Source organism: Candidatus Methylomirabilota bacterium (genome assembly GCA_035260325.1).
In the GTDB taxonomy this organism is placed as follows: domain Bacteria; phylum Methylomirabilota; class Methylomirabilia; order Rokubacteriales; family CSP1-6; genus AR19.
Genome location: DATFVL010000166.1, coordinates 1 through 2,861, shown reverse-complemented (window position 1 = coordinate 2,861; position 2,861 = coordinate 1). Strand labels below are relative to the sequence as shown.

Sequence of the window (2,861 nt, the reverse complement as noted above, 5' to 3'; positions counted from 1 at the left end):
TCACGTTCGTCAATGCGAATGCGAAGTCGACCTGCGGGTGCGGCACATCCTTTTCCGCGTAGGGCCGGGTAGGAATATGTCCTCCAAGGAGTCACGATGAGCACGACGGCGAAGACGGTCGAGGCCGCAGTCAACCGCGAGTACGAGTGGGGATTCGTCACCGACATCGAGGCGGACGCCATTGCGCCGGGCCTCAACGAGGACATCATCCGGCTGATCTCCTCGAAGAAGAACGAGCCCGAGTTCATGCTCGAGTGGCGGCTCCGGGCCTACCGGCACTGGGTGAAGATGGACAAGGGCGCGGGCGAGCCTCGGTGGGCGAACGTCACGCACCCGCCGATCGACTACCAGGCGATCGTCTACTACTCGGCGCCCAAGCAGAGCACGGCGCCCGGCAGTCTCGAGGAGGTCGATCCGAAGCTCCTGCAGACCTTCGAGAAGCTCGGGATTCCGCTCGGGGAGCAGAAGCGCTTGACTGGCGTTGCGGTCGACGCGGTCTTCGACAGCGTCTCGGTGGCGACGACCTTCAAAGGGAAGCTCGCCGAACTCGGCATCATCTTCTGCTCGTTCTCGGAGGCGGTGCAGAACCACCCCGACCTCATCGAGAAGTATCTCGGCTCCGTGGTGCCGTATACGGACAACTTCTTCGCCTCGCTCAACTCCGCCGTCTTCACCGACGGATCGTTCTGCTATATCCCCAAGGGCGTCCGCTGCCCGATGGAGCTGTCAACGTATTTCCGAATCAATGCGGCCGGGTCGGGGCAGTTCGAGCGCACTCTCATCGTCGCCGACGAGGGCAGCTACGTGAGCTACCTCGAGGGCTGCACGGCCCCGATGCGCGATGAGAACCAGCTTCATGCGGCCGTGGTCGAGCTGGTCGCGCTCGAGAACGCGCAGATCAAGTACGCGACGATCCAGAATTGGTACGCGGGGGACCAGGAGGGTCGGGGTGGGATCTACAACTTCGTGACCAAGCGTGGCAAGTGCGTCGGGCGCCGCTCGAAGATCTCGTGGACGCAAGTCGAGACGGGCTCGGCCATCACCTGGAAGTACCCGAGCGTGATCCTGCAGGGCGACGACTCGGTCGGCGAGTTCTATTCGGTCGCGCTCGTCAATAACTACCAGCAGGCCGACACCGGCACGAAGATGATCCACATCGGGAAGAACACCCGGAGCACGATCCTCTCGAAGGGCATCTCCGCGGGCCACGGCAACAACACCTACCGGGGTCTGGTGAAGGTGCTGCCGCGGGCCGCGCACGCCCGCAACCGCACCCAGTGCGACTCGCTGTTGCTCGGCGACCGATGCGGCGCGCACACCACGCCCTACATCGAGGTGGCCAACCCGACCGCGAGCGTGGAGCACGAGGCCTCGACTGCGAAGATTAGCGAGGACCAGCTGTTCTACTGCAAGCAGCGCGGGATCTCGGCCGAGAACGCGGTCTCGATGATCGTCAACGGTTTCTGCAAGGACGTCTTCAAGAACCTGCCGATGGAGTTCGCCGTGGAGGCGTCCAAGCTGCTCGGCGTGAGCCTCGAAGGGGGCGTGGGTTAGGTGAGGAAAGGACGCGACATGCTGAGCATCCGGAACCTGCACGCCGGCGTTGAGGGCCATGAGATCCTCCGAGGGATCGACCTCGAGGTGAAGGCCGGCGAGGTCCACGCCGTGATGGGCCCGAACGGGTCGGGGAAGAGCACGTTGGCCCAGGTATTGGCGGGGCACCCGGCGTACGCCGTCACCGCCGGCGAGGTGCGCTACGACGGCCAGAACCTGCTCGAGCTGTCGCCCGAGGACCGCGCCCGCGCCGGGGTGTTTCTGGCGTTCCAGTACCCGGTCGAGATCCCCGGCGTGAGCACCGCGCAGTTCCTGAAGGCCGCGGTGAACGAGATCCGGACGCGCCAGGGTCAGGAGGAGCTCGACGCGATCGAGTTCCTCGCGCTCCTGCGAGAGAAGCTCGCGCTCGTGGAGATGGACCAGAGCTTCATCAGTCGCGCCGTGAACGAGGGCTTCTCGGGCGGTGAGAAGAAGCGAAACGAAATCCTCCAGCTGGCCGTGCTCAAGCCCAAGCTCGCCATTCTGGACGAGACCGACTCCGGCCTCGACATCGACGCGCTCAGGATCGTCGCGCACGGCGTCGACGCGCTCCGGACGCCCGACAACGCCATGATTCTCGTCACCCACTACCAGCGGCTCCTCAACTACATCACGCCGGACTACGTGCACGTGCTGTTCAATGGCCGCATCGTCAAGTCGGGCGGCAAGGAGCTGGCCCTCGCGCTCGAAGCCAAGGGCTACGACTGGATCAGGGACGAGGTCGGCGTCGTCGAGCCGCTCGGCGCCGCCTGAAGGACCCGGAGCGATGACTGAGGTCGCGACAGTGAAGGACACGTATCTGGCCGCCTTCGAGGCATTCGAGCGCGGGGGCGCGGGTGGGAGCCCGGGCTGGCTGCTTCGGCTCCGGCACGAGGCGATCGCCCGCTTTGCCGAGCAGGGCTTCCCCACGGTGCGGCTCGAGGACTGGAAGTACACGAGCGTCGCGCCGATCGCCGCGACGGCCTTCCGGTTGGCCGATGGGGCGTTCGACAGCCTGCCCGCGGAGGCGATCGAGGCCCTCGTCGTGCGCGAGCCAGTGGCTCACCGGCTCGTCTTCGTCAACGGGCGCTACTCCGCCAAGCTCTCCTCGCTGGCCCCTCTGCCCGCCGGTGCGCGGGTGGCGAGCCTCGCGGAAGCGCTCATCACCGACGCAGCGGTGCTCGAGCGGCATCTCGCCCGCTACGCGGGGTCTGACGGCATCGGCTACGGGTTCACCGCCCTGAACACCGCCTTCGCCCAGGACGGCGCCTTCGTGCACCTCCCGCCGG

General features: G+C 66.1%; 3 protein-coding genes. All 3 read left to right on the top strand.

Annotated features, from left to right (window positions below):
• Nucleotides 1–96 precede the first annotated feature (96 nt).
• Entirely contained in the window at nucleotides 97–1,554 is a 1,458-nt protein-coding gene (gene sufB / locus VKG64_10955) for a Fe-S cluster assembly protein SufB (protein HKB25561.1), read from the top strand.
• A gap of 18 nt (nucleotides 1,555–1,572) precedes the next feature.
• Nucleotides 1,573–2,346, top strand: a complete 774-nt coding sequence (sufC, locus tag VKG64_10950) for a Fe-S cluster assembly ATPase SufC (GenBank protein ID HKB25560.1) — start codon at nucleotides 1,573–1,575, stop codon at nucleotides 2,344–2,346.
• A 13-nt stretch (nucleotides 2,347–2,359) separates the two neighbouring features.
• Nucleotides 2,360–2,861, top strand: a 502-nt coding sequence (locus tag VKG64_10945) for a Fe-S cluster assembly protein SufD (GenBank protein HKB25559.1), incomplete at its 3' end; no start/stop codon positions are given.

Coding starts and splice junctions, on each gene's coding strand:
- sufB (HKB25561.1), top strand. CDS start 97: ATGAGCACGACGGCGAAGACGGTCGAGGCCGCAGTCAACCGCGAGTAC.
- sufC (HKB25560.1), top strand. CDS start 1,573: ATGCTGAGCATCCGGAACCTGCACGCCGGCGTTGAGGGCCATGAGATC.